Here is a 23,597-nt window from a genome sequence, read left to right as displayed (position 1 = left end):
CGTGGGTTGGCCCACGCCACCGGGGAAATTGTGTCCTGCGTTGCGCCGGTCAGGGGCTGACCGGTCAGTCTCAGCAGCTTCATTCGGCGACTTGGGGGCTTGGCGCCATGACGATCTCGATCAGAACTGTGTTGCCGCAGGTCGCGGCGGTGATTGCTCTGGCGCTGGCGGGGCCAGCCTGGGCCTCGAGCAGCATCACGCGAACCTCGTCGTTCGCTTACGACGCCGCTTCGGGCCTTCTCACCCAAGAGGTGGTGGAGCCGGATACGCCGGCGCTGCGGCTGCAGACCGACTATGTCTATGATGCGTTCGGGCATAAGCAGTCAGTGACCGTGAGTGGCGCCGACATCGTCAGCCGCTCGAGCTCAAGCACCTATGACGCGCGGGGAGAGTTCGCGACCTCCAACAGCAACGCGCTGGGGCAGAGCGAGAGCTTCCAATATGACGCACGCTTCGGCCAGCCGACTAGCCACACCGGACCGAACGGGCTGACCACGACCTGGAGCTACGATTCGTTCGGCCGAAAGATCCAGGAGGTGCGGCCCGATGGCACGATCACGCGCTGGCTGTATCAGTTCTGCAGCGGCGTCAACGGCGGCGCAGCCACCTGCCTCTCGGGCGCGAGCTACCTGGTCCAGGAGACATCATATGCCGCCGACGGCACCACGGTAATCGCGCCTCCGGCGACGCTGTTCTATGATTCGCTCGAGCGCGAGATCGGGCGCCAGACCCAGGGCTTTGATGGCAGCGTCATCCAGGCGACGAAAACCTATGACGCGCTCGGGCGGGTGACGCAGACCAGCCGGCCATACTTCCTGAACGGCGGCACGCCGCGCTACACGACCTTCACTTACGATACGTTGGGACGTGCAGTAACGACCACGCAGCCGGACGGCAGCGTGTCGCAGATGGCCTATCACGGCCTGACCACGGTCGAGACTAACCCGCTGGGCCAGACGCGGACGACGACCAAGAACAGCCAGAGCCAGATCGTGTCCGTGACCGACGCGATGGGCAAGACGCTGACCGCCGCCTATGACGCGGTCGGCAACATGGTGCAGACCACCGATCCCGTCGGCAACGTCGTCACTGCGACCTACGACCTGCGCGGCCGCAAGATCGCCAGCGCCGATCCGGATCTCGGTAACTGGAGCTACAGCTACAACACGCTAGGGCAGCTGACGACGCAGACCGACGCCAAGGGGCAGGTCGTCAGCCTGAGCTACGACATTCTGGGCCGCATGGTGCAGCGGATCGAGCCGGACATGACCTCGGTGTGGGTCTACGACACCGCCGCCAACGGCATCGGTAAGCTGGCCTCGACCGGCATCACCTCAGGCTCCGGTAACGGCTTTGCCCGCAGCGTCAGCTATGACAGCCTCGGCCGCCCGTTGCAGGTCGCGACCACGGTCGATGGCGCGACCTATACGATGGGCGCGGTCTACGACGCCAACAGCCGGCTGACCAAGGTCAGCTATCCCTCCGGCTTCACCGCCCGCTACGGCTACAACAATCTCGGCTTCGCCAACCAGCTTCAGGACGACGCCTCCAGCCAGTCGTACTGGGCGGCCTATGCGATGGATGCCGAGGGGCACATCACCCAGCAGACCGCCGGCAACGGCCTCAGCACCATCAGAGGCTTCGACCCGCTCACGGGCCGCCTGACCAGCATCGCCACCGGCGTCAACAATGCCGTGCAAAACCAGAGTTTCGGCTATGACCGCCTCGGCAATCTGACTTCGCGCAGCGACGCCAACACAAGTGTCAGCGAGATCTTCGTCTATGACGCACTCAGCCGGCTGACGACCTCGACCACCAATGTCGACACGACACCGCTGGTCAAGACGTTCTCCTACAGCCCGATCGGCAACATCCTGTCGAAATCGGACGTTGGCACCTACACCTATCCCGCTGCCGGTCAGCCGCTGCCGCATGCCGTGACCGGCGTCTCCGGCACGATCAGCGCTACGTTCACCTATGACGCCAACGGCAACCAGACCTCCGGCCTCGGCCGCAGCATCGTCTACACCTCCTACAACAAGCCGGCGAGCATCACGCAGGGCAGTCGGACGATCTCCTTCGTCGACGACACCGACCACCAGCGCTTCAAGCAGGTGACCCCGGAGGGCACGACGCTCTATATCGCCGCGTTCGGCGTGGCGGCCGAGGTGCAGAACCCAGGCACGATCACGCAGAAGTGGACCGACTATCTCCTGGTCGGCAATGCCAGGGTCGGCATGCGGGTGGCGCAGACATCGGGCAGCGGCACCACCGTCACCACGCGCTACTTCCACACCGACCATCTCGGCTCGATCTCGGCGATCTCGGACCAGAACGGGCTTGTGGTCGAGCGTCTCAGCTACGACGCCTGGGGCAAGCGCCGCAATATCAATGGCACGGATGATACCACCGGCAGCATCACCAGCCAGACCACCCGCGGCTTCACCGACCATGAAGAGCTGTCTGTCGCCGGCCTCGTGCATATGAACGGCCGGGTCTACGACCCCTTGCTCGCGCGCTTTACCAGTCCTGACACGATCACGGAGAGTCCGTTCAGTACCCAGGGCTGGAATCGCTACTCATATGTCGGTAATGATCCGCTGACCTTCACCGATCCCTCCGGCCACTGTTTCCTCGGCTGCTTCTGGAATGCGATTGGTAAGGCCGTGAGCGGCGCCTGGAAGTCGGTCACGCACTTCTTCCAGACGAACGCCATCGCTAGGTCAATCCTGCAGATCGGCGCGACGATCCTGCTCAGTATTGCGCTTCCCGGACTTGGTTTTGCTGCAAATTCCTTGGCGCTCGCCGTCGCATCCGCCGCCGGCGGCGCGATGATCGCGACAGGGCTGTCCGGAGGCAACATTGGGCAAGTTCTCAAGTCAGGTCTCATAGCTGCGGTAACGGCGGCAGCTTTCTATGGGATTGGCGATATCACGCCGGGCGCCGCCAAGCCCATCGGAGCGGGCTTTAATCCGGTTCAATATGCCGAAAACGTCGTTGGACACGCACTCGTCGGTTGCGCTTCGTCCGCGGCTTCGGAAGGAGACTGCAAGTCCGGCGCGTTGTCGGGAGCAGTTGGATCGGCGCTGTCGCCGCTCACAAACAGCGCATTCCCCCATCCGGATCAAGATTTTGGACAGCTCGCGGGTGGAACTGCAGTCTCCGCGGTCGCTGGTGGTCTCGCCTCTGTTGCTGGCGGCGGAAAGTTCGCAAACGGCGCGGTAACAGCGGCGTTTGGATACATGTTCAATAACGGGATGCATATCACACCGGAGTCGCTGGCGCGCGCCGACGCGGCCGGGTGGAAAGCCATGTCGTTCATCGTACAGGCAGGCCTGTTTGTCTTCGGTGGAGAGATTGTCGAAGGGCTGACCTACGCCTATGACTTGCTAAACGCAGAGAGAGGCGTCAATCTAGCGCTCACTTACAAACCAGGTTGGACAGCTGCCCAAATGGCGCAGGCTGATGCGAAGGTAGCAATCCTCAATGAGGCCGAAACCGTTGTGACAGCAGTGAATCGGTCGAGTACATCAGCGGCTAGCCGATATTCCAGGGCCGGGGGTGATCTGGTCCCAGGTTCAGATATTGACCATATGGTCGATCTTCAATTGGGTGGATCTGACACGGTTTCCAATATGTGGCCGCTCAATTCGAGTGTAAACAGGAGCCTCGGGGCTCAAATCCAGCAGGCGATCAAAAATCTGCCTGTAGGCACGGCTATCAACAGGGTTACGATTGGTCCTAGATGATGTTCGAGACCTTCAAGAGACATTTTCGTCGGGACGCAGGCCCAACACCGACAGGTCCATCAGGTGATATGGGCTTGCCGTCTGAAACGGCAAAACTGTTTGTCGAATTTGGTGGAAGCTCCTTCAACGGCGGGCTGTATAGAGTGGTACAGGTCAGCAGCCTCGATACATGGGCCGACCGCGTTGGATATGCGTTTCCCGAATTCAAAGGGCGCATCACGTGCTTTGGGTATGATTGGCTCGGTAGGGCATTCGCGATTGATGAAAGGCGCCTTGAAGGTGGAAAGCCCGGCGTGGTCATGTTTGAGCCAGGCACAGGGCAAGCTCTGAAGATTCCCGCGAACATCGAAACCTTCCACGATGACGAGCTAGTCAATTTTGGTGAGGCTGCCCTTGCGCTTGAGTTTTTTCAACGCTGGCAGAAATTTGCTCGTACGAAATTAAAATACGATCAGTGTGCCGGATATAAGAAGCCGCTCTTCCTTGGGGGAGGGGATGATGTAGGTAATTTGCAGATTTCTGACATCGACGTATATTGGCATATATCTGGCCAGTTCATTCTGAAGGCTAAAGGGCTTCCCATCGGGACACCGATCCGCATCAGTCGTCCGTGAAGATTGATGACTTCGGGATAACGCGATCCGGCGAGGCAATCAGGGGAATCGCCGGGCTCTCGTGTATTACGGTGACAGTGCTGGACTGCACACTTAATCACTTGATTGGGTGCGTCGTGCCGCGACGCTCCTGGTTGATCGGACGAGCAGGCGAAGTCTGGTTGTAATCGCGTTTAGGGCATTGGAACGCATGGTTGTGATGTGATTTCGCTCCACGTCGGTGCATCAAAGCATGTGCATGACTCACTTGCGTGTCCTACTGGCAATATCTCTCGCTCTTGAAACCCTCTAGACTCCGCCTGTTAGTTGTTAATCAGCTTGGCTGCTTCGGGTTGAGGTGAACGGCAGTGCGGGGCGAGGGTTACAGGCGCGGGTGGATGGCGCTTCCGATGGTGCTGGCGCTGTCGGCGTGTCAGACCGTGGAGGAGGGCACGTCGTCGTTCGCCTGGAGCACGAGTGCTGCGGAGGCGGGATCGCAGGCGCAGGCGGCAATGCGGTCGCCCGGGGGTAGTGCTCGGGCCGGCCGGATCTCGGGCTCACCGCTGCTTGATGACAACAAGGGCGGTCCTGCCACGATGGTCGAAGGCACCGGGCGGTTCGTCGGGGAGCCGCCGACCGGGGCCGTGCCGCGCGGGACGGAGGATGTCGCTGACGGCGTCACCATCAATCTCGCCGGGGTGCCGGTGCTGCAGTCGGCGAAGATGGTGCTTGGGGATATTCTCGGGGTCAAGTACACGGTCGATCCTGGGATCGAGGGGCGGATCACGATCCAGACACCGAAGCCGGTGGCGCGGGCCGCGGTGATCGATCTGTTCCAGGCGGCGCTGCGGGCCAACAATGCGGCTGTCGTCAACAACCGCGGCATCTATCGCATCGTGGCGGCGGACCAGACGGCGGTGTCGTCGGCTTATCGCACCGATGACGTGGCTGACACCGGCGAGATGGTCGGCAATGGGCTGCAGGTGGTGCAGCTGAAATATGTCTCGGCCTCCGAGATCCGGCGCGTCGTCGAGCCGATCGCGCCGCGCGGCGGGGTGGTGCGGGTCGACGATGCGCGCAACCTGATTACGCTCTCGGGCAATCGCCAGGAGATCGCGGCGATGAAGGATGCGATCGCGCTGTTCGACGTCGACACCATGAAGGGCATGTCGTTCGCGCTGATCCCGGTCAAGACCTCGGCGCCCGACGCGATCGCCACCGAGCTGAAGAGCGTATTCGCCTCCGACCGCGACGGGCCGATGGCCGGCATGGTGCAGTTCGTGCCCAACAAGCGGCTGCGCTCGATCCTGGTGATCTCGCCGCAGGTTCAGTATCTGCGCCGAGCCGAGAGCTGGATCCGCAAGCTCGACGCGCAGGCGCAAGGGTCCGAGAAGCAGCTCTTCACCTACGCGGTGCAGAACCGGCGCGCGCAGGAGCTGGTCGAAGTGCTGCAGTCGATGTTCCCGACCGACACGCAGGCATCGTCCGCGCGGCGCACGGTAGCGCCGAACTATCAGGAGGCGACGGTGCAGTCGCAGCCGTCGTCGTCCAGCGGCGGCTTCTCCGGATCATCGTCATCGGGCTTCACCGGCGGCCTCGGCTCGTCCAGCGGCGGGATGGGGGGATTGCGGACCTCGGCGCCGGCCACGTCCGCGCCCAGCGTCACTCCGGCGGCGGCAGCGGCCGCGCCGTCGGGCCGTGATAGCGATGCCGATGGGCCGCGGTTGCGCATCGTCGCCGACGAGGCCAAGAACGCGATCCTGATCGAGGCGGCCTCGGCCGACTACAAGCGCGTGCTGCAGGTGATCGAACGGCTCGACCAGATGCCGAACCAGGTGCTGATCGAGGCGACCATCGCCGAGGTCACTTTGAACGACGATCTGCGCTTCGGTGTGCAATGGTACATGCAGAAGCACAGCTCGAAATTCACGCTGACGGAGGCGGCCTCCGGCGCGGTCAGCTCGGTGTTCCCCGGCTTCTCTTATGCGCTGACCGCGGCCAACATCGCCGCCACGATCGACACGCTGAACCAGATCACCAACGTCAACATCGTGTCCTCGCCGTCGCTGGCGGTGATGGACAACAAGGCGGCGGTGCTGCAGATCGGCGACCAGGTGCCGATCACGACGCAGTCGGCGACCGGCACGTTGACGCCCGGCGCGCCGATCGTCAATTCCGTGAGCTACAAGGACACCGGCGTGATCCTGTCGATCATCCCGCGCATCAATGAAAGTGGCCGCGTGCTGCTCGACATCGAGCAGGAGGTGTCGAGTGTGGCGCCGACCACGTCGTCGAACATCGATTCGCCGACCATCCGGCAGCGCAAGATCAGGACATCTGTGGTCGTGAACGACAACGACGCGCTGGTGCTGGGCGGGCTGATCCAGGAGGGCCGCACCAGCGGTCGGAGCCAGCTGCCGATCATCGGCGACATCCCGTTCATCGGCAATTTCGCCGGCAGCCGCGACAACGTCATCGGCAAGACCGAGCTGATCATCCTGATCCGGCCGCATGTGATGCGCAGCCTCGACGAGGCGCGCAGCGTGACCGAGGAGTACCGCCACTTCATGGCGATCGAGGGCCCGCATCGCCGTCCGCCGGCGCGGCGCCGCGTCGAGGACACCGGACGCAGGATCCTCGACTGATGCCGCGCTTCCGCTACCGCGCCTACGGCACCGACGGCTCCTTTGCGGAGGGCACGATCGACGCTGTGTCAGCCGCGGCCGCGGATGCCGCGCTATGGGCGCAGGGATTGTCGCCGTTCCAGATGACGGTTGCTGACAGCGGCGGCACGACATGGTGGAATCGCGAGATCACGCTCGGCGGTGGCTCCGACCGCGGCGATCTGCTGGCGTTCACCCGCGAATTCTCGACGCTGTGCGCGGCCGACATCCCGATGGACGATGCCTTGCGCATCGTGCAGACGCAGGCGTCCGCGCAACGGCTGCGCAGCCTGATCGAGGCGCTGCTCGCCGAAATCCTCAACGGCCGGCCGCTGTCGGAGGCAATGCAGGCGCAGCCGCGTGTGTTTCCCGCCGACTATGTCGCGGTCATCAGAGCCGGCGAGTCCGGCGGCCGGTTGGCGCAGGTGCTGACCGAACTCGCCGAGCTGCTGGAGCGGCGGGCGGAGATCCGTGCCCGCGTCCAGTCGGCGCTGATCTATCCGTCGATGCTGATCGTGCTGAGCCTCGTCACGCTGGCAATCATCATCGGCGGCGTGATCCCGTCGATGGCGCCGATCTTCACCCAGAGCGGCAAGCCGGTGCCGCTGACCATCCAGCTGATGCTGGCGCTCAACGAGCACTGGCTCGAGATCGTGGTCGGCGGCCTTGCGGCCGTTGTGCTCCTCGTCGCCGTCGTGGCATTCACCATGGCCGATGCCGGCCGCCGCCGGCGCCTCGACCGGCTCGTGCTGCGGCTGCCGCTGCTCGGCGGCTTCCTGCTGCAGCAGGACACGGCACGCTTTGCGCGCACCCTCGGCACGATGCTGATGGCCGGCGTGCCGCTAATATCCGCCACGAAATCGGCGAGCGACGTCGTCGGCAACCGCCATCTCCGCGCGGGCATGGACCAGGCGATCGAGAAGGTTCAGCAGGGCACGGCGCTGCACCGCGCGCTGCGCACCGAGGTCGTGCTGCCTGCGGTCGCGCTGCAGATGATCGCGGTCGGCGAGGAGGCGGGCAAGCTCGACCGCATGCTGCTGCGCGTCGCGCAGATGCTAGAGAAGCAGCTCCAGACGAATGTCGATCGCTTCATGGCGGCGTTGACGCCGGCAATGACGGTCGGCATCGCGCTCATTATCGGCGCGCTGATCACGCCCGTCATGACGGCCGTCCTCAGCATCAACGATCTGGCCGGCCGATGAGCGCGCTGACGAGCGAGTGGCAGGACGGAACGAGCGCGGGCTTCACGCTGGTCGAGATGCTGGCCGTGCTGGTCATCCTCGCGCTGGCTGCGGTCGCCGCGGTGCCGATGCTGTCGCGCGGTACCGGCACTGTGAGCCTCGACGCCGCGACCGGCGAACTTGCGTCAGCACTGCGCGCCACGCGCGCCGCAGCGATCGTGCAGAACCGGGTGATGACGCTCAGCGTGGATGTCGACCGCCGCACGTTCGGCTCCGAGGTGGTCTCGTCGCGCTCGTTTGCGCCGCAGATCCAGGCGAAGCTGACCTATGCGGCCGCCACGCAATCGGAGCCGGCGGTGGGCGGCTTCCGCTTCTTTCCGGACGGCTCGTCGACCGGCGGCGATCTCAGCCTGGAGCTTGGCGGACGCGAGGTGCGGCTCTGCGTCGGGTGGCTGACGGGGACGGTGCGCACGGCGGCCGCATGTTGAGGGGAGGGAGGCATTGATGCTGAAATGTCAGGCAATGAGTGACGTCATGAGGCGGCGTGTTGTGGCGTGGCGCGGTCTCCGCCAGGCCCGCTCGCGCAGGGGCGCCGAGAGCGAGGCGGGGTTCACCCTGGTCGAAATGCTGGTCGTCATCACGATCATTGGCCTCATCATGGGGTTGGTGGGACCGCGGGTGCTGAGCTATCTCTCCGACTCCAAGCTCAAGACGGCGCGGATCCAGATCCGCAGCCTGTCGTCGGCGCTCGATCTCTATCATCTCGACAATGGCCGCTATCCGACCTCGGCCGAAGGGCTCGGCGCGCTCGTGCAGAAGCCGGCCACCGCGGCCACCTGGAACGGGCCCTATCTCAGTGGCACCTTGGTTCCGAACGATCCGTGGGGGCGGCCCTATGTCTACAAATTCCCAGGGCAGCACGGTGCCTACGACATCGTCTCGCTCGGGCCCGACGGCCGCGAGGACGAGACCTCCGCCAATGCCAATGTGACGAGCTGGCAGCCATGACGTCCATCGGGACAGCGATGACATCAGCGGTTGACGACGGCGAGGCCGGCTTCACTCTGGTGGAGGTCATCGTAGCGCTCGCCATGCTGTCGCTCGGCCTGACCCTGGTGATGAGCCTATTCTCGACTGGGCTTTTGCGAACGGGAATGGCCGAACGTCTGGCAGGGGCTGTGTCGCTGGCGCAATCCATGTTGGCACAGGTCGGCCCCGTGATTCCGCTGCGCACCGAGGCGCTCGCCGGCACGAAGGCGAATGGCTATCAGTGGCGCCTCGAAATGCAGCCCTATCGTCCGGTGCAGGGCGGAGACGTGCGCACAGTCGAACTGTATCAGGTCTCCGTCCAGGTCGGCTGGCTGGAAGGGCAGGACCCGCGCTCTTTCGCGCTCTCGACGCTGCGTCTCGGACCCAGAGCCACCAAGTCCCCGTGAGCCATGCTGATGACGTCGTCGGAAGCCGCAGGACTGGATGATTGTGACGCAGGCTTCACCCTGGTCGAAGTCCTGGTCGCGCTCGCGCTGTTCAGCCTGCTCGCCGTTCTGCTGTTCGACAACGTCAAGTTCGGCCTGCAGGCTTGGCGCAGCGGCAGCGCTCGAGCGGAAGCGTTCCAGCGCGAACTTGCGGCCCAGGATGTTATGCGGCGGCTGATCGGGAATCTCTATCCGATGATGCTCGGAGAAGATGCCGCACAGCGCCGGATCGATTTCGACGGCCAGGCTGAGAGCCTCGAATTTCTCGGCGACGCGCCGGCTGTGGCCGGCGGCGCGGGCCACTTCCGGTTCAAGCTTTTCGCCGACCGCAAGCCGGACCGGGTCGATCTCGTCCTGCAATCACGCCCCGAACTGGCGTTGAAGCAGGACTCCGAGCGGACGCTGCTGGTCTCCAATATCGATCGGGTGGAGTTCAGCTATGCCGGACGAGGGACAGGGGCCGACAACGCGGGCTGGCGCACCAGCTGGCAGGAGCAGACCGACATCCCGGCTCTTATCCGTCTTCGGGTCCTCATGCGTCCCGGCGACGGACAAACCTGGCCTGAGCTCGTGATCGCGCCGCGCGTGCAGGCAGATGTGAGTTGCGTCTATGACGCGCTCACGATGCGCTGTCGCGGGCGGTAGCGGGGAGGATAGCGCCATGCCGGTCATATCCGTTCTCTGGGGACTCATGCTGCTGACGGCGGTGTCGCTGTCGCTATCATGGTCGAGCAGCGTGTCGTACAGTCTGGCTCATAACGGCATCGAGCAGGCCGGTCTGAATGCGCTCGTCGAAGCCGGCGTCAACGCGGCGATCGACGGGCTGCTCGATCCAAAGGCAGAGCGCCGCTGGCGCGCCGACGGCAGGCTTTACAAGCTCGATTTCAACGGGACGCTGATCGGCATCAGGGTTCAGGACGAACTGGGGAGGATCGACCTCAACCAGACCGACGAGGCCATGCTGAACAACCTACTGCAATCCGTAGGGCTGGACGCACAGGTCGCGAGTAGCCTGACCGACAAGATCGTCGATTGGCGGACGACGACCGCGCTGAAGCACCTGAACGGCGCCAAGGACCGGGACTATGCCTCGCGCAGCGCCGCTTATCATCCCCGCAACGGTCCGTTCCAGAGCGTCGATGAGCTGCTGTTGGTCATGGATATGACGCCCGCGATCTTTGCGCGGATTGCGCCTGCGCTCACGGTCTATTCGGGGCGGCAATTTGTCGATCCGCAGCTTGCGCCCCGCGAGGTGCTGCGCGCTTTGCCCAACATGAGCACAGAGAGCGCCGAGGCGACTGTGGCTGCGCGCGAGACCGCCGAAGCCAGATCCGTGCTGTTCGCAGATGATCCCGCGATCGTATTGCGCGGTCGCGCCTTCGCGATAAGGACCGAATTCTCTTACGCCTCGCGCACGGTCTCGGCCGATGTCGCGGTTCGCCTGACGGAGAACCCGCGGCAGCCGTATTGGGTGCTGAGCTGGAAAACGAAATGACGGATGTAGGATGATCGTGACGCTCCAGAGTGGTGCTTCGGCTGAATGTGCTCGCGCGCCGCGCGCTGTGCACCTGCACTCCGTGCATGAAATCGACAGGGCCGAGCTACTGCAACGGTTCGGCGCCTTTCTGCTAGCGGAAAACGTCGTTGACCGCATGAGCCTCGATCGTGCGGTTCGGGCGGCGCAGACGACCGGCGACCGGCTCGACACGGTGCTGACCAAGCTCGGTCTCGTGTCGGAGATGGGCTTGGTTGCAGCGCTCGCGAAGTTCCTGGCTCTTGGTCTGGTACGTCCAGACGAGGTTCCGATCGAGCCTGTCTTGCCAGAGCTGGTCGAAGCGGAGTTCGTGTGGCACAATCGGGTGCTGCCGCTCCAGAGCACAGACGGCCGGCTAATACTTGGCGTGACGGATCCGTTCAACCACGATCCTGTCAGGGCGCTCGCATTCCTGACGGGACTGTCTGTCGATATGCGCCTGTTTACGGCTGCTGATTTCGACCAGGTCTGCGGCGCGCTCTATCCGATCCGTTCGAGCCACGACGCTACGCATGTGGTCGTCGGTGTCGAGGCCAATGAAGCAGACGTTCAGCGGCTGCGTGACCTGGCGAGCGAGGCGCCGATCATCCGTTTGGTGAACCAGATCATTGCCAACGCCGTCGAGGCGCGCGCATCGGACATCCACATCGAGCCGAACGTCGACCAGGTGCTCGTCCGCTATCGGATCGACGGCGTGTTGCGCTCGGCGCAGGTTCTCTCAGCGGATCTTCGCGCGGCGATCACGTCGCGCGTAAAGATCATGTCGAAACTTGACATTGCGGAGCGCCGGCTACCTCAGGACGGACGCATCAAGATCGCGGTTCGCGGCATCGACATCGATTTCCGCGTCTCGACGATACCGACGGCCTTCGGCGAAAGCGTGGTGCTGCGCGTGCTGGACCGCAATCGCGTGAGCCTGGACTTTGCCGAGCTCGGATTCTCAGACGAGCATATCGCCACGCTCCATGCGCTCCTGCAACAACCCAACGGCATCATCCTGGTCACGGGGCCGACCGGCAGCGGCAAGACGACGACTTTGTATACCGCGCTGAAAGCGCTGAACAACAGCGAGCGTAAGATCTTCTCGGTGGAGGATCCGATCGAGTACCAGATGTCTGGTATCAACCAGGTGCAGGTCCAATCGGACATCGGACTGACGTTCCCGCACGCGCTGCGATCGATGCTCCGGCAGGATCCGGACATCATCATGATCGGCGAGATCCGCGATCTCGAAACGGCACGCATCGCCATTCAGGCCTCGCTGACGGGGCATCTCGTCCTTTCGACGCTGCATACCAACAACGCGGCATCCGCGATCACGCGCCTTATCGATATCGGCGTCGAGAACTATCTGCTGGCGTCGACGCTGAAGGGCGTGATCGCGCAACGTCTCGTGCGCAAGCTCTGCCGGTGCTGTTCTTGTGGTCATCCGCAAGTGAGCTATTGGGCCGAGAGCTTCGAACGGTCCGTTACGCAGGTTCGTGCGCTTGGTGAACCAGATATCCGCCAGCCGCAGGGCTGTGCGGATTGCGGCCAAGTCGGATTCTCCGGCCGTTCGACGATCGCAGAGATGCTGGTTGTCGATGACGAATGTCAAAGTCTGATCCTGGCCAAGGCCGCGGATACGGCGATCGAGCGCGCGGCCCGCGAGCGGGGGATGCAGAGCATGTACGAGATGGGCGTTCGAAAGGTCTGGCGCGGCGAAACCACGATCGACGACGTCCTGCGCGCGACCCGTATGGGATGAGGACAGCGAGTGCGGCAATGCTGGAGGGCAGGGACATGGGAACGCTGCTAACGACGGTCCGTGCGGCTGGTCCGCGCGAGCTGGCGCGGTTGGCTGTCAATTGGTGGTGCGGGGAATTCGTCAATCTGCTGCCGCAACGGATGGCGGCCTCGCTGACCTCCGGCGGCAGACCGAGGATCGTGGTCGACGGCTGCGCTTCGGGTGTCACGCTTCGGCTGATCGATCCGGGATCTGGGATCGACGTCTCGGAGACCTCGGATGAAGAAGGGGTGATGGCTGCGATGGAGGCCATCATGAAGCGTTACGGCTTTGACCGGCGCGACGTCGATCTCGGCTTGCGATTGCCTGAACAGGACGTCTTTCGCCGCGACCTCGTGCTCCCGGCCGAAGCCCGCGATTCGATCAATACCATCGTGCCGCAGGATCTGCTGCGCCGGACTCCCTTCAAGGTACAGGACATCTATTCCGACCATGTAGCGGGCGCATCTCCGGACGGCCGCATTGCCGTTCGGCAATGGGTCACCCGACGAGGGCGTGTCCAGCAGGCCGCCGATGAGCTCGGGCTTCCGCTCGAGCAGATCACGTTCGTCGTCTTCGGCGACGATGAAGGGGCACCTTCGATCCGCCTGGCCCACAAGGCTGACGTTCGCAATTCGTACCGGATCGCAATCGCGGCGCTCTGTTGCACGACCATTCTACTCGGGGCGGGCCTCGCGGGCATGACCTATGACCGGCAACAGACTGCGCTGGATCGGTTAGAGACCGATATCGCGATCGCGCGCCGGAACGCAGAGCGCGTCCGTTCGGTGGTCGATCAATTGCGGGAGCGGCAAACAGCGCTGGTGCGGCTTCGCCTGCAGCGGAGCGAGTCGCCGGGGCTGATCGACGTCTGGGACGAAACCACACGGCTTCTGCCAAAACACTCCTGGCTGACCGAGTTGCGGCTTATCGAGGGGGGCGGCTCCCGCAGCGCGACGGTCGCATTGACGGGGTTCTCCGCTGCCGCGCCTAGCCTCGTCAGCATTCTCGACAGGTCGAAATTCTTCATCAACGCCACGCTGACATCACCGGTCGCAATGGATCCAATCGAAGGCCGGGAGCGCTTTTCGCTTCAGGTCAAGATTCGGCTGCCTGACGCAATCAAGGAGGCGACACGATGAAGGTCTCTTTTAAGTTCGATGCTCAGCTCGCACGTCGCAGCCTGTTCGTCCTCGGAAATTTTGCCATGCTGAGCCTTGCGATTTGGGTGATCGTCGTGCCGATCGATAAGATGTTTGCCGAGCGCGAGGGCCGCATTGAGGATCAACGGCTTTTGCTGGGAAGGCTGAGGGCGATCGCGGCGCAGGCATCGGCTGTCGAGGCGCTCTCAGCCGAAACGGAGTTGCAGTTTCAGGGCGGGGAGTTTCTGACGGGCGCCAATGACAACGTGATCTCGGCCGATCTGCAGACGAAGTTGAAGACGATCTTGGGTAGTTCGGGTGCCCAGTCCCGCGCCATCCAATCCTTGCCCAGCCGGACGGTGGATCGGATCAGGTATAGTGGAGTGCGGGTCGATCTTTCGGGGGCGTTGCGATCGGTGATGCACGTGGTCCATGCCGTCGAGAGCGCGAAGCCCTACTTGTTCATATTCAGCGCGACGCTGAAGAGTGGACCCGCCCTGCGGCAGGGTGCGGCCGAAGAGCCGATGCTTCAGGCGCAGCTCGATGTCTATGGTGCGATCCAATGAGGCTACCGGCGAGATGGCGCGTAACTTCGCCGGTCGGAGTGCTGGCGGTTCTGGGCACGATCAATCTGGTGCTCGGAGCGAAATTGGCGATACTGGGATTGGGAGAAGAAACGGTGGGCTCGCAGCGCGTAGCATGGAACGCTGAGCTACCGCGCTCGATGGCGGGCTATGCGGAACGACCGCGCGCGGATGCCTACACAGAGATCGTCGCTCGCCCGGTCTTCTCCAAGTCGCGCGAGCCCTTCGTTCCGCCTCCACCCGCACCGCCTCTCCCTGTCGCTCCCCAGCAGGCAGTGACCGCGGACCCCGGCCTCATTGTTGGTGGTATTATGATAACGACTCGGGAGAGTAAGGCCTACCTGCTGAACAAGGCTGGTGGCGGAGTCGGCTCCTGGGTTGATGAAGAAGGGATGTTCCAGGGCTGGAAGGTGAAAACCATTGATGCGTCAGGTGTCCGGATCGAGCAGGTCGGCCGTGTGATCGAGCTACAGCTCTATCCGCGGAATTGAATAACGATCGAGGCCCCGAGATCGACGGCGGTTAGGTAGCCGCCTGCAGAACAGGATAGATTAGCCTGCTCAATCGGGCCGCCCGTTCTCTTGCGAAGCGATGGCGATCAAAAGGCCCAACTGCGGACATGTGCCCACTCACGCAAAGAGTGGAGGCGTCGGCAACTCGTGCCACGACATAAATCCATCGCAAAAAGCCAAACGGCAGCGACCACGACTATGGCCCCCGCAAGCGAGTTAAGTCCTCCCAAGGCCCACAATCGAATGGTTGTGTCTGACGTTCAAGACGGCTAGAGGATAAGTCACTGTAAAGTGCGCCTCAGGGGGGAATGAACGCACGATGCACAACTCGGACTATTTTGTCCTTTTTCTTGCAGCTCTCGCGGCGATTGCGATCGCACTCAGGCTAACAAGGAGCCTTGAGACACGCCGCGCGATCGTTGCGTTCGGATCAACGGTTATTTACTACGAACTGGACCCGCAAGGGCTGCCAGTCTGTCTCGGTCTCGTCGCTATCAATTGGGGACTGGGGCGGGCGTTCGTTCTGTCGCCAAATCATCGCAAGACGACAATCTTGGTCTTTGGACTGACGCTCAATCTTGGTCTGCTTGCCGCCTACAAATATCTCGGTACGCTCGTCGCCGGGTTGGGCCCGACCTATTCTGTCGAGCTTGGGCTCGGCTTCCCGATCGGACTTTCCTTCATCGTCTTCCGTCTGGTGTCGTATCTCATCGACGCCCACGGTGGCGGCAAGGTCGCGCACTCTCCGGTGGACTTACTGAGCTATGTCTTGTTCTTCCCTGCAATTCTTTGTGGTCCACTGATCCGCTATGACGCGATGACGAGCCAGGATCGGCTTGGCCGCACGACCAGCGTTGACTGGTCCGTCGGCTTGGCGCTGATCGGAGCCGGGATGTTCAAGAACCTCGTGATCTCGCCGGCGGTGGCGCTCGTGGCGGATAAGGTCATGATTCCGTGGCTCGCCAAGCAGCCGATCCCAACCGCCGCCGCCTGGGTCGGCATGATTGCCTATGGATTTCAGGTCTATTTCGACTTCTCGGGCTACAGTGATGCGGCCATCGGTGTCGCACGATTGCTCGGAGTGGAACTGCCGGCTAATTTCCACTCGCCCTTCAAGGCGCGCAGTATGGTGGATTTCTGGCAGCGCTGGCATGTTTCCTTGACTCGTTTCCTGACGATCTACGTCTACAACACAGTCACGCTCGACATGGCGCGCCGGATCGGCGCCAAGGCGAGCGCAGCCAGGCAGTTCGTCTGGCGCATTGCCTACCCCACCACGCTGGTGATGTTTCTGATGGGAATCTGGCATGGCAATCATCTGACATTCGCCATGTTTGGCTTGTATCATGGTGCCTTGCTGGTAGTGAATCACCTTTGGCGGAGCTTTGGCGGGTACTATCGCAAGGTGGCCCTTGCTACCAGTTGGTGGCCTATGGTGGCGTTGGGACTGACCTTCTTGTCGGTTGCAGCGGGGTGGGCGATCTTCCGCGCGAGCAATCCTGGTGGGGCGTTCGCAATGCTAGGTACGCTGCTGGGACGCTCCGAGTGGACCGGCGCCACGCTGCTGACCGGCGCGTGGCCAACCCGGCTGGCGGACCCTGTTCTCTCCACAGGTGGCACGATGCCACTCACGGTCGCCGACCTAGCGATTCTGCTCCTGCTCTTCTTGATCGTCTGGGGGCTGCCGAACAGCAACCAAATCCTGTCCCGTTTCAATCCAGTCCTCGAAGGCGGCGGCTACCCCAAGATCGCTCCTTCGGCTGATGCGCTCAAATTGTCTTTTTCTCCGGTCTGGGCAGTCTCGGTGTCCTGCCTACTCGTCTGGTCGGCCCTGGCGTATCTGAGCAATGATCGCGCCGCGCTGCTCTATTTCCATTTCTGACCCGAGTGAACATTGGCCATGTCCGTCCAACCGATGAGCTCAGCAGAATCAGCCATGCAATTGTCCGTTTCGCCCAACTCGGAAGAGCGGACGGCGGGGGTCCGGGGCCGTCGTTTCGTGGCTTGGGTGGTGGTGTGCGCGCTAATCCAGATCGCGCTGATGGAGTATCTGGGGTGGGCTACACTTGAGGGACGTCCACCCGCGGCCGCTGCTCGCCTGCAGCAGGGCAACATGCCCGTGGTGTTTTTTCCGACCGACGCGCGCAACTGGGCCTCCTTCAAGCTGCAGCGGATCGCCGACGAACAGCCTGAGATCATCGCTATCGGAAATTCGCGCTGCAGTCAGCTGCGGTCGGCGATGTTCATGCCTTACAAGTTCTATAACGCCTGTCTGACAGCCTGGACGGTATCGCAGTTGCGCGACTTCCTCAACAGGATCACCGAGGTCTCGTATCCCCGCGTGGTCATCTTCTCGATGGATTACTTCCAGCTCTCAAACTCCTACCAGAGGATGGAGGGTAAGCGGGCGGGGACGTTCCGCTACGGTGTCGAGGAACATATCGGAGGCATCGGCTCCTTGATTGGGCAGACGATTGATTCCAGCGGTCGCGGTTTAGAAGCAGCATGGGAGTGTCTTGCGGGCCGCTATCCGAAGCATCCGCGGGAGGATCTGACCATGGTTGGAGTCACGGCTGCACGAACCGGCGCCGGCTTTCGTTGGGATGGATCGTTGATCTATCAGCTAGCGCAATATGACGCCGCCAAGCAGGTCATGCTTGATTTCAGAAACGGCTTGGTTAATGCCATTCCTGGCGCTCCCAAAGCCGACGAGGAGCAACTCGCTCAATTGGCGGGAATGGCCGCGGATGCCGAGGCCAAGGGGATCCTGCTGGTCGGAATCCAGTTTCCAATCTTTGCGCCGACAGTCGATTTCCTGGATCACAACGAAGAATACCGACCCTACGCGGGCGCTTGGCGCGATTTCGAGAGCGAGACAATGAAAAGAAGATTCACCGAGATGGGAATCATCCACGTCGATCTGAGCCGTGCGGCCATGTCGAAGGATCCCGAAAATTTCGTCGACACGTCTCATCCATCAGAGGCCGGAATGGTTGCCGCCCTGATCGAGGCGAGCGGCAATGCCGCTTTCAATGCCGCGCTGCCGCGGCTGGATATCACCGGTCTGCGGGGTGACCTCAAGCGTGCCAGCGACTATGTCAATCACTATCATCTCTACAGATCGACTTTCGTGAAGTAATTGCCTTTAGGGCGGAGTGCAGAAATGACGGCTGAGATCTACGAGCGCTTGAACAAGGTTTTCATCGAGACCTTCGGCGATGAGACCATCAGGATCTTCCCCGAGATGACGGCCGACGACCTCGATGAGTGGGATTCCGTGACTCACATCTCGCTGGTGCTGGCGGTCGAGGAAGAGTTTGGCCAACGCCTCAACGCTTCGGAAATCGGCAATCTCGAGAATGTCGCGGCGATGGTGTCGTTGCTCGAGAGGAAGATGGCACGCTAGTTGCTGGCGCAAGTCTGTCTATCATTGGAAGAAGCCGGGATCGAACGGTTTGCGTTTCGAATTGCGGCCGGGCGGCTATGTCTTTTTGAGTGCATTGGCTGAACGCGATTGGGGGCGGGGGTTGTCATCGGCGGCTGTCTGGGTGTCGATGGCGCCACAGTCCGCGACCCCTGCGAGTAAGTGGCGTTCGTTTCTTCTCGACCGGCTGGTCGGAAGCAGGTAATTTGGCAAACGTTAGGGGTGTGCTCGGCCCCATTCTAAGCCGTGCCGAGCACTTTGATACTGCTGATGGACAGGACAGGGGATGGCTCAATTTGCCGGCGGCGCGAGCGCGGTTCTGTGCCTGAGACCGGAGGATATCTTCGTCGGCTTGACGGCGGAGATCGAACAGCTCGTCGAACGCCATCATGTCGACCAGTTTGCCGCGCTTACCGGCGACGTGTCCCCGATCCACATGGACGATGGTGTGGCCAGGGAGCGTGGTTTCGAAGCGCGTGTCGTCCACGGCATGCTGATCGCCGGTTTCGTCTCACGGCTGTTCGGGCTTCGGCTGCCGGGTCTCGACTGCATCCTGCAATCGATCAACCTTCGATGGATTGAGCCGCTCTATATCGGTGACACGATCCGTGTTCAGGCGACGGTTGCGCAATGGTCGAGCGCAGCCGAGGTTTTCGTTGCCAATGTTGATGTCATTCGCCAGCGTACTCAGATGAGCGTTGCCAAGGGCAAGGTCCAAGTTGGATTTACCAGGAGCCGACCATGACGGATTGGGATTTTATATTGATCTGCCAATCGAACGTCGTTGAGTACGACGCGTATTCGGCTCTGCCAATCGATCGGCTGGATCTGTTCCGGTCACTGGTCTACCCACGAATGGTTCGGCACGAGGGCAAGTTCGTTGGCCATCTTGATTTCATCAACGCGATCTCGGGACGCCCGAACTATTTCGAGTCCGACTATCCCGGCCGCCGGCAGTCGCTGAATATCTGGAACCTCCCATCCGCAAGCGGACTGCATGTTGCGAATTACCTACTGTCGTTCGGCATTCGTACCAAGATCATCAACAACATCGACAGCGACTGGGATCTGTTCGAGGAGGCCTATCGGAGCAGCGGCGGCAAGATCCCCGTCGGTATCTCATCGACCTTCTTTCTGACCTTCAAGGAGATCGGGCGCATCTGCAAACGCCTCAAGAAGCTCGATCCCGACATGGAGATCATCGTCGGTGGCGCATTCGCGAATTCCTACATCATCAACGGTTCGCCGGCCGATCTCGCGGAGCCGATGCGCAAGTACGGCATCAAGCACATGTTGCATGCCTTCAATTCGGAGTTCGACCTGAGGGATCTGCTCCTGGCCCGAGGCAAGGGCGGGGGATTTGACGAGGTCAAGAACCTCTGCACCTTAGAACGCGGCAGCTTTTCTGCCGGTCCGGTGCAATGGAACACGCCACTTCTCGACGACTGCCCGGCCTTGTGGGACCAGCTGGACGCGCCGTTCCTGAACCGCACCGTCCAGATCAGGACGGCGTCGGGATGCCCATTCTCCTGCGCCTTCTGCTCCTATCCGACGACGGCTGGTGGCTGGAAGACACTCGCGGGCGACAAGGTCAGGATGCATCTCGACGCGGTGAAGCGCATTGGCGGCATAGACCGGATCATCTTCATCGACGACACCTTCAACGTGCCGCCGCACCGTTTCAAGGCGCTGCTCAAGATATTCCAGGAGTATGATTTCGAGTGGTTTTCGTTCCTGCGTGTGCAGTATGTCGACGAAGAGATCGTACGCGCGATGAAGGACTCGGGATGCAAGGGGGTCTATCTCGGCGTTGAATCCGCCAATGACACCGTGCTCGAAAACATGAACAAGAAGGCGCGGCGCGCCGATTTCCGGCGTGGGATCGAGCTGTTGAACAAATACGATATCAACTCGCTATCCGCCTTCGTACTTGGCTTCCCCGGCGAGACCGATGAGACCATTCGTGACAACATGGACTTCATCGAGAATTGCGGCGTCCAGTTCTACTCGCTGAAGGAATTCTATTACATGGAGCACACCGATATTCACAACAGGCGAGAGGAGTTCGGGCTGACTGGAATGGGCGCCAATTGGAAGCACAACACGATGTCTTCTGAGGACGCCGGTCGCATCAAGCTCGAAATGTTCCAATCGATCAAGAACGCCTGCTTCGTCGATCCCGACACCAGCCTCTGGTACATGGCCTATCTGTACGATCAGGGCTACGACTTCCGCGAGATCAGGCAATTGCAGGAAGGCATCAACACCATCATGAAGAGGCAATTGGCAGGCGACTTTGGCGACAACTACGACGTCATCGCCTCGCTGAAGCGGCTTCATGAGAACCGGTCGCCGGGACGGGTACAGGTGATCAACCGCCCCGAACTCGTCAGCAGCGTCTTCGGGCCGTGAGGACCCGATCGGACGGTGCAGCGGCCTTGGTCGCGGATCCGTTGCGGGAGCGCCGGATCTAAGGGAGCGGCGCCAGATTTGGCGTTGGGATCAACCGGCTTACTGGTCCAATGAATTGCCAAGTTTCGGGGCTTGCCGCGGAAGCGCTACCGCGACATGGCGGCGAACTGGGACATGAGACCAGACGTTTGCGATGAGCGGATCTGAAATGAACAGCACGCGATCGAACGACCGTTTCGCCAGCTTCTGTGCGCAGGCGCGGCGTGGGGATATCCACGAGGCCTTTGCGACCTTGCGAAGCGCCATTGATCCAAATGACAGCTTTGTCACCTTGCGCAAATATCTCAAGGTGTTCGACACGATGGATCGCGACGCGCTCGGCCTGAAGCCGATCAGAATCGCGATTCTATCGAGCGCCACGGTCGACCATGTCTCGGAGATGGTCCGCCTGTGGCTGGCAAGCGAAGGCTTTGCCGCACAGTTCTACATCGCTCCGTTCGATACCATCGTTCCGACCATCCTTGACAAGGATGGCGAGCTGTACGCGTTTGAGCCCGAGATCGTCTGGATCTTCACGACCGGTCGCGATTTGCGGATCGACATGCCACCCGGTAGCGCCGTCGACCTCGTCGAGGACGCGGTGGCCGCTGAGGTAGACATGGTGGAGGGCCTCTGGGCGGAGGTGCGTAAGAATTGCCCGGCCCTTGTCATCCAGAACAACGCTGACACGCCCGCCATCGATATCTTCGGCAATTTCGAGGGATCGGTCGGGTGGAGCCGGCGCTCGGTCATTCGCAAGTTCAACAGCCGGCTCGCCGACCGCGCCTCAGGGGGCGTCGTCATTTTCGATTATGATCACCTGTCGGCACTCTACGGCCAGGCGCGTTGGTTCGAATATCGGCACTGGCATCACTCCAAGCAGCCGATGACGTTTGATGCTATGGGTCTGGTCGGCTTTACTTTTGCGCGGCTGGTTGCGGCGATCAAGGGCCAGGCCAAGAAATGCGTCGTACTAGACCTCGATAATACGTTGTGGGGTGGGGTGATCGGTGACGACGGGCTGGGGGGGATCAAACTTGGCAACGGCGCGACCGGCGAGGCGTTCAGCCAAATTCAGAACTACTTCAAGAGCCTCAAGCAGCGCGGTGTTATCCTCGCCGTCTGTAGCAAGAACGATGTCGCCAATGCCAGAGAGCCGTTCGAGCAGCATCCAGATATGCGCCTGAGACTCGACGACGTCGCGGAGTTCATGGCCAATTGGAGCAACAAGGCTGACAACATCCGCACAATCGCCGAGAACTTGAATATCGGCCTCGATTCGATGGTGTTCGTGGACGATAATCCGGTGGAGCGTGACTTGGTGCGCCAGTATCTGCCGATGGTCACCGTCCCCGAATTGTCGGACGACCCTGCGGAATATGTCGGGCTCGTGCATCGGCAACGCTATTTCGAGACGGTCGCCTATTCGCAGGAGGACGCGGTGCGCACCGACTATTATCGCGCCAACGCGCAACGTCGCGAACTTCAGGGATCGTTCACCGACCAGGCCCAATTCCAGAAGAGCCTGCTGATGGAGGCCGAAGTCGGTTGTGCCGACGGAATGTATCTCGCGCGCTCGACGCAATTGATCAACAAGAGCAACCAATTCCATCTGACCGGCACGCGCTACAGCGAAGCCGAGGTGAGGGCGTTTCAGGCCGACAGCAACTGGACCTGCCGTCATTTCACCCTGCGCGACCGTTTCGGCGACAACGGCCTGATCTCGGTGGTGCTGATGCGGCAAGACGGCCTTGCGCTCGTCATTGATACATGGGTCATGAGCTGCCGCGTGCTGGGCCGGGCGATGGAGGAGTTTATTGCCAACGAGATCGCACGCGTCGCCCTCGCGCGCGGCTGCGAGGTGATCCGCGGGCGTTACGTGCCGAGCAAGAAGAACAAGCTCGTGGCGCAACTCTACCAGCGACTCGGTTTCGAGAAGGTTGGCGATGTGGAGGGCGCGACTGATTGGGTTCGTTCGGCCGATCCGCCAATTTATCTTGAGACAACGATCAAGCGGGTCGCAGATGCGCACCCCGATAGTTGCTTGCAGGCATTGCATTTTGCGCAGAAGCTCGATCAATAGCGGGCTGTGAGGTCGAGACGCCTGAACGATCAATTGTATCCAGGGAAGCACAGGTCTCTGACTCTAGGCGACGAAAGCTCATTCGCGGCTAGCTAAGTGAGCCGCTCAGCGGCCGCTTAGAGCAGCAATTAAGGTGGCTGCTCGTCGCCGCGACAACTATCGCCGAAGGGCTCTGGGAGTTTCGCGGCGTGCTTCCTTTGCCCCGGCGTTACGTTGTCCGGCACGGTACCCTGCTCTTCATGAAGCGGGCTCGATTGAGCCGCGCTTGCCGCTCGGCGGAGCAAGATGCGCTCGACGAGGCTACGAAGAGCCTGGGCGAGCACGGCTCTGTCTTCCGAACGGTTGAACCGTCGGTCAGCTGGGCTGACCTTGCCCCTGGGGCTTAATCCAGTTTGAAGTTCGTTCTGGCCCAACGAGGACCAGAGCATGAAGCGCAGCCGC

General features: G+C 61.7%; 19 protein-coding genes. All 19 read left to right on the top strand.

Features of this window, described 5'->3' with window-relative positions:
* Positions 1-107: 107 nt before the first annotated feature.
* The 19 genes from ACQR13_RS26110 (at position 108) to ACQR13_RS26020 (ending at position 23,156) form a co-directional block, all read left to right on the top strand.
* Complete coding sequence (locus ACQR13_RS26110) at positions 108-3,749, top strand: RHS repeat-associated core domain-containing protein (RefSeq protein ID WP_315754889.1); 3,642 nt, start codon at positions 108-110, stop codon at positions 3,747-3,749.
* Complete coding sequence (locus ACQR13_RS26105; protein WP_315754891.1) at positions 3,746-4,363, top strand: T6SS immunity protein Tdi1 domain-containing protein; 618 nt, start codon at positions 3,746-3,748, stop codon at positions 4,361-4,363. The genes ACQR13_RS26110 and ACQR13_RS26105 overlap by 4 nt, the downstream gene beginning before the upstream one ends.
* Before the next feature lie 377 nt (positions 4,364-4,740).
* Positions 4,741-6,987: a type II secretion system secretin GspD gene (gene gspD / locus ACQR13_RS26100; RefSeq protein ID WP_315754893.1), complete on the top strand. Its 2,247-nt coding sequence runs from the start codon at positions 4,741-4,743 to the stop codon at positions 6,985-6,987.
* Entirely contained in the window at positions 6,987-8,207 is a 1,221-nt protein-coding gene (locus ACQR13_RS26095; RefSeq protein ID WP_315754895.1) for a type II secretion system F family protein, read from the top strand. The genes gspD and ACQR13_RS26095 overlap by 1 nt, the downstream gene beginning before the upstream one ends.
* Positions 8,204-8,674: a GspH/FimT family pseudopilin gene (locus ACQR13_RS26090; RefSeq protein ID WP_316194030.1), complete on the top strand. Its 471-nt coding sequence runs from the start codon at positions 8,204-8,206 to the stop codon at positions 8,672-8,674. Before ACQR13_RS26095 ends, ACQR13_RS26090 begins: the two co-directional genes overlap by 4 nt.
* Positions 8,675-8,720: 46 nt before the next feature.
* Positions 8,721-9,194, top strand: coding sequence for a type II secretion system major pseudopilin GspG (gspG, locus tag ACQR13_RS26085; RefSeq protein WP_315754899.1), 474 nt, complete (start codon positions 8,721-8,723; stop codon positions 9,192-9,194).
* Positions 9,191-9,622 (top strand): type IV pilus modification PilV family protein, encoded by a 432-nt coding sequence (locus tag ACQR13_RS26080; protein ID WP_315754902.1) that lies wholly within the window; start codon positions 9,191-9,193, stop codon positions 9,620-9,622. The genes gspG and ACQR13_RS26080 overlap by 4 nt, the downstream gene beginning before the upstream one ends.
* 9 nt (positions 9,623-9,631) lie before the next feature.
* Complete coding sequence (locus ACQR13_RS26075) at positions 9,632-10,306, top strand: prepilin-type N-terminal cleavage/methylation domain-containing protein (RefSeq protein WP_315754904.1); 675 nt, start codon at positions 9,632-9,634, stop codon at positions 10,304-10,306.
* Positions 10,307-10,352: 46 nt separating this feature from the next.
* On the top strand, positions 10,353-11,156 hold the full coding sequence (locus ACQR13_RS26070; RefSeq protein ID WP_315754906.1) for a general secretion pathway protein GspK: 804 nt from the start codon (positions 10,353-10,355) through the stop codon (positions 11,154-11,156).
* A gap of 10 nt (positions 11,157-11,166) precedes the next feature.
* The gene (locus ACQR13_RS26065) at positions 11,167-12,942 is read left to right on the top strand and encodes a GspE/PulE family protein (RefSeq protein ID WP_315754907.1); all 1,776 of its coding nucleotides are present in this window, start codon (positions 11,167-11,169) and stop codon (positions 12,940-12,942) included.
* A gap of 35 nt (positions 12,943-12,977) precedes the next feature.
* Positions 12,978-14,102, top strand: coding sequence for a PilN domain-containing protein (locus ACQR13_RS26060; RefSeq protein ID WP_315754909.1), 1,125 nt, complete (start codon positions 12,978-12,980; stop codon positions 14,100-14,102).
* A complete protein-coding gene (gspM, locus tag ACQR13_RS26055; RefSeq protein ID WP_315754911.1) occupies positions 14,099-14,668 on the top strand; it encodes a type II secretion system protein GspM in 570 nt (189 codons plus the stop codon). The genes ACQR13_RS26060 and gspM overlap by 4 nt, the downstream gene beginning before the upstream one ends.
* A gap of 38 nt (positions 14,669-14,706) precedes the next feature.
* Positions 14,707-15,177, top strand: a complete 471-nt coding sequence (locus tag ACQR13_RS26050; RefSeq protein WP_315754913.1) for a hypothetical protein — start codon at positions 14,707-14,709, stop codon at positions 15,175-15,177.
* 340 nt (positions 15,178-15,517) lie between these two features.
* Positions 15,518-17,080 carry an MBOAT family O-acyltransferase gene (locus ACQR13_RS26045; RefSeq protein WP_315754916.1) on the top strand — a complete coding sequence of 521 codons (1,563 nt, stop codon included), beginning with the start codon at positions 15,518-15,520 and terminating at the stop codon, positions 17,078-17,080.
* A 54-nt stretch (positions 17,081-17,134) separates the two neighbouring features.
* Positions 17,135-18,337: a hypothetical protein gene (locus ACQR13_RS26040; protein WP_315754918.1), complete on the top strand. Its 1,203-nt coding sequence runs from the start codon at positions 17,135-17,137 to the stop codon at positions 18,335-18,337.
* A 24-nt stretch (positions 18,338-18,361) separates the two neighbouring features.
* Positions 18,362-18,604 (top strand): acyl carrier protein, encoded by a 243-nt coding sequence (locus ACQR13_RS26035; protein ID WP_315754920.1) that lies wholly within the window; start codon positions 18,362-18,364, stop codon positions 18,602-18,604.
* A gap of 304 nt (positions 18,605-18,908) precedes the next feature.
* Entirely contained in the window at positions 18,909-19,367 is a 459-nt protein-coding gene (locus ACQR13_RS26030) for a MaoC/PaaZ C-terminal domain-containing protein (protein WP_315754922.1), read from the top strand.
* 110 nt (positions 19,368-19,477) lie between these two features.
* Entirely contained in the window at positions 19,478-21,034 is a 1,557-nt protein-coding gene (locus tag ACQR13_RS26025) for a radical SAM protein (RefSeq protein WP_315754924.1), read from the top strand.
* Positions 21,035-21,242: 208 nt separating this feature from the next.
* The gene (locus tag ACQR13_RS26020; RefSeq protein WP_315754926.1) at positions 21,243-23,156 is read left to right on the top strand and encodes an HAD-IIIC family phosphatase; all 1,914 of its coding nucleotides are present in this window, start codon (positions 21,243-21,245) and stop codon (positions 23,154-23,156) included.
* The last annotated feature ends 441 nt before the right edge of the window (positions 23,157-23,597 follow it).

Origin of the sequence: Bradyrhizobium sp. HKCCYLRH3059 (assembly GCF_051168035.1) — a bacterium.
Classification (GTDB): Bacteria; Pseudomonadota; Alphaproteobacteria; order Rhizobiales; family Xanthobacteraceae; genus Bradyrhizobium.
This window is presented reverse-complemented; position numbering and strand designations above follow the sequence as displayed.